Origin of the sequence: Haladaptatus sp., from assembly GCF_049589095.1 — an archaeon.
GTDB lineage: Archaea > Halobacteriota > Halobacteria > Halobacteriales > Haladaptataceae > Haladaptatus.
The window spans coordinates 1-3,455 of the sequence record NZ_JBAWAC010000401.1 but is presented as its reverse complement, the minus strand read 5'-3'; the positions used below and the strand labels follow the sequence as shown (position 1 = coordinate 3,455).

Below are 3,455 nucleotides of genomic sequence, written 5' to 3'. Positions count from 1 at the left end.
GGTATCGGGCGCGGAAAACTCCTCACCGTACTCGATGAGCGGCGGATGTCCCCGTAACGTCGGATACGAGCGCTCGGGCGAGAGCGTCTTCAGCGCCGATCCGAACAGCGAGATGGCGCGCATCACGTCCCGGGTGTCGTCGGTGACGGTTATCGTCCCCGCTGGCTGGTCGTGGTACGAGCGCGCACCGACGTAAACGGTGGTGTCGGGGTCGAACGAAAAGAAGGCCCCATTTCCCTCGTATTCGATTTGCAGCGAACTATCGAATAACAGATACAGCTTCATCGGTGTCGAACTCAACTCGACCAGATACGCCCCGGGTTCGAAGGAACAGTCCGATTCGTCCGAGGTCTCCGCCACCATCGTGCCATCACTGTGGCGAATCGTGACCGGAACCGATTTCGGCACTTCGAGAGCGGTCGTCTCGATTTCGACGGCGGCATCGACCGGAAAGTAAAATATCGACGTGTCGGCAGGCATCAAATCGACGGCGCTCGACGTAAACAACGCAAACCTGACGTTTTCGATGGGGTCGTGGATATCGAGCCCATCACGCTCCGTGTGCCGTCGAAACTCCATTCTCCTTGTGTTTCCCGTTACCTACGATAGTTCTACCCAGTCCGTCGTCTCATCGAGCGTCGGTACGTGCCAGCGCTGTTCTGCCCGCCCCGGTCGTTTTCGCAGTTCGATGCGTGCGTCGAACAGGGGCGATAGCTCGTCCACCATCGGGTCGTCGTCCGGGACGCGAAGGTGATAGTGTGCCATTCCGTTGACCCCACGAACGAGTGCGGTAATCCCCCGTAGGAACTGCGTGAGCGAAACGAGGTCGTCGTTCATCTCCAACACCTCGACCGAATCGAGGCCAAGCCGTAGTTCGGCGGGCTCGAACCCACCGTTTCGGTCGTTGTGAACCTCGATCGCCGAAACCAGCGCCGAGCGGAACGATTCTCGATCGATGTCGGTCGGCCGAGCGGCAGTCGAATCGTCGGCCGTCGCCGCACGGTATTCCGGGCGCTGGTCGATCACCTGTGTCTCTGGCCCGTTCGATGTACCCGGGAGATACGACTCCGCGTCCATCGTCGTCGGGTTGATGAGTCCGAGAATTCGCGTTCGTTCTCCCTGTCCAAACAGTGTCCGGCTGAACTCGGCACTCGTTTCCTTGGGAACCTCGCCCGTGACGAGAAGGTTACTGCCCCTGGCTTTCAAGCCGGAAAGCCACTCCATGAACGTCACGTGTTGGACGGTGGAACCCTCGCCCGACTCGTTCTGAAATTCGAGGCGAGAAGTCATTATACAGATGTACGTTGGATGATGAAATAAGGGTTCTGGGAACGCCGTCATTCCTCGGTACTACGATGCCGAACGACGCCGAGTGTTCCGGCGAATCGTATAAGTCGTTCGCAAACGTTCACTTTCCGGTGTCCGCGCCGGAGCCGATCGCCATCGAGGAACTGACCAAGTATTACGGGGACGTTCGAGGAGTAGAAGACCTGACGCTTTCCATCGAACCGGGAGAAGTGTTCGGTTTTCTCGGACCGAACGGGGCGGGGAAATCGACCGCGATCCGAGTCCTTCTCGGCCTCCTGCGCCCGACGAGCGGAACCGCGCAGGTGCTCGGGCACACCGTCACCGAGCGGACGAGAAGCGTCGAACATCGGATCGGATACGTCCCCGGCGACGCGACGATCTACGGAAACGTCACCGGAGCGGAGCTACTCGATTACTTCGCGGCACTCTCCGGCGACGAGCGCCGCGAGGAGTTGCTCGACAGGTTCCCCGTCCCCATCGACCGAAACGTGAAGACCTACTCGCGGGGAAACCGCCAGAAATTGGCGCTGGTACAAGCGTTCATGCACGACCCCGACCTCCTCATCATGGACGAACCGACGGCGGGACTCGACCCGCTCGCACAGAACGAACTGTACGAACTGCTGCTCGACGAGCGCGAGCGGGGGGTCACGGTGTTGTTCTCGACCCACGTCCTGAGCGAAGTTCGGAAGGTGTGTGACCGCGTCGGTATCATCCGCGACGGTCGCCTCGTCGCGCTGGAGAACATCGGTGAACTGTTGCGAAAGAGCGGAAAGATCGTCCGCCTCGACCTCGTGGAAACGCCCGATCCGGACGAGTTGCTGTTCGACGGAGCCATCGACAGTAGCCGCGACGAGGACGGCTACTATCGACTGGTCGTTACGGGTAACTTCGACGGTCTCGTGGACGTTCTCGACGACTACTCGATCCGAGATTTGGAGGTCGAAGAGACGTCGCTCGAAGACGTGTTCATGCAGTTCTACGGCGGTGAACCGGAGTCGTAGGTGGGAGACAGGATGTTCGAGATAACGAATTTCGAGATGGGACGGCGCGTCCGTGGAACGCTGTTACTGTCGGCATCGCTCGTCGTCTTCATCGTCCTCATCGTCGCGCTGTTCCCATCGATTCAGCAGTCGGGGGCTGATTTCGACACCTACGTCCAGAACCTCCCGGAGGACGCCCGCCGCGCGTTCATCGGCAACGTCGAGAGCATCACGACCATCGACGGCTACCTCGCCTCGCAGTTCTACCAGATCGCGTGGCTCCTCGGCCTCGGCATCTACTACGCCTACGCCGCCGCGTCGAGCATCGCAGGTGAAGTCGAGAACGACACGCTCGATTTGGTTCTCGCCCATCCGGTCACGCGAACCCGCCTCGTCGTCGGGAAGTACCTCGCGCTCGTTCCGAGCATGTTCGTCGTCAACGCCATCAGCTTCCTCGCGGTCTACCTCGGCGTCCAGTTCATCGGCGAGTACCTCGACCCCGCCTACCTGTTCACCCTGCACGCCTACTCTATCGTGTATTTCCTCGCGTGCGCGAGCCTCGGCATGCTCGCCTCCGTCCGGTTCGACACGGCTCGCCGCGCCCGGACGGTCGCCGTCGGAGGGATATTCGCGATGTTCCTCGTGGACTCCACCACGTTCGACACCGACTACGACTGGATCGGGGATTTCGCCTTCACGCGCTACTTCGACGTGGGGAAAATTCTCACTGATGGAACGATTTCGCTCCACGATTTTGCCATCCTCGCCGTCGCAGCCATCGGTTTGTTGGTCCTCAGCGCCGAACTGTTCGAACGACGGGACGTGTGACGACGGGACGTTACAACAGATTCTATCGACGGAGTAGCGAAGACTACCTCGAAAGTCTTCGACCGTTCGCTACGAAACAGTATATTTTGCTGGTGTGTAGTTACAGTTACTGAGAGGTAGACCGCCCCGAAAGCCCCCGCCCGCTCGCGCCCCCTTTCAACCCATCGTCGGAGACACGGTCCGACGAGCCCCCGTTTGCTTCGCTCACGGGAACACCCAAACACTGCAACCGCACCACACCACGTCCTCCCCCACCGACTCCTCGCTACGCTCGTCGTCCACCGTCAGAGCAAAGCTCTGACGAGCCGTTCGCTCGCTCCTGCGTCACTCACGAAG

At 60.3% G+C, this 3,455-nt stretch carries 3 protein-coding genes and 1 pseudogene; 2 read left to right on the top strand and 2 right to left on the bottom strand.

Going from position 1 to position 3,455, the window contains the following annotated elements:
- Positions 1 to 579: pseudogene (locus tag WBV42_RS12640) on the bottom strand (hypothetical protein); the annotation flags it as partial.
- Between the two features lie 21 nt (positions 580 to 600).
- Positions 601 to 1,290, bottom strand: a complete 690-nt coding sequence (locus tag WBV42_RS12635) for a DUF7504 family protein (RefSeq protein WP_423986346.1) — start codon at positions 1,288 to 1,290, stop codon at positions 601 to 603.
- A gap of 128 nt (positions 1,291 to 1,418) precedes the next feature.
- Between WBV42_RS12635 and WBV42_RS12630 the strand changes: the two genes are divergently transcribed.
- Positions 1,419 to 2,312: an ATP-binding cassette domain-containing protein gene (locus tag WBV42_RS12630; protein WP_423986345.1), complete on the top strand. Its 894-nt coding sequence runs from the start codon at positions 1,419 to 1,421 to the stop codon at positions 2,310 to 2,312.
- Positions 2,313 to 2,324: 12 nt separating this feature from the next.
- Entirely contained in the window at positions 2,325 to 3,119 is a 795-nt protein-coding gene (locus WBV42_RS12625) for an ABC transporter permease subunit (RefSeq protein WP_253228483.1), read from the top strand.
- Positions 3,120 to 3,455 lie beyond the last annotated feature (336 nt).

Coding starts and splice junctions, on each gene's coding strand:
- WBV42_RS12635 (WP_423986346.1), bottom strand. CDS start 1,290: ATGACTTCTCGCCTCGAATTTCAGAACGAGTCGGGCGAGGGTTCCACC.
- WBV42_RS12625 (WP_253228483.1), top strand. CDS start 2,325: ATGTTCGAGATAACGAATTTCGAGATGGGACGGCGCGTCCGTGGAACG.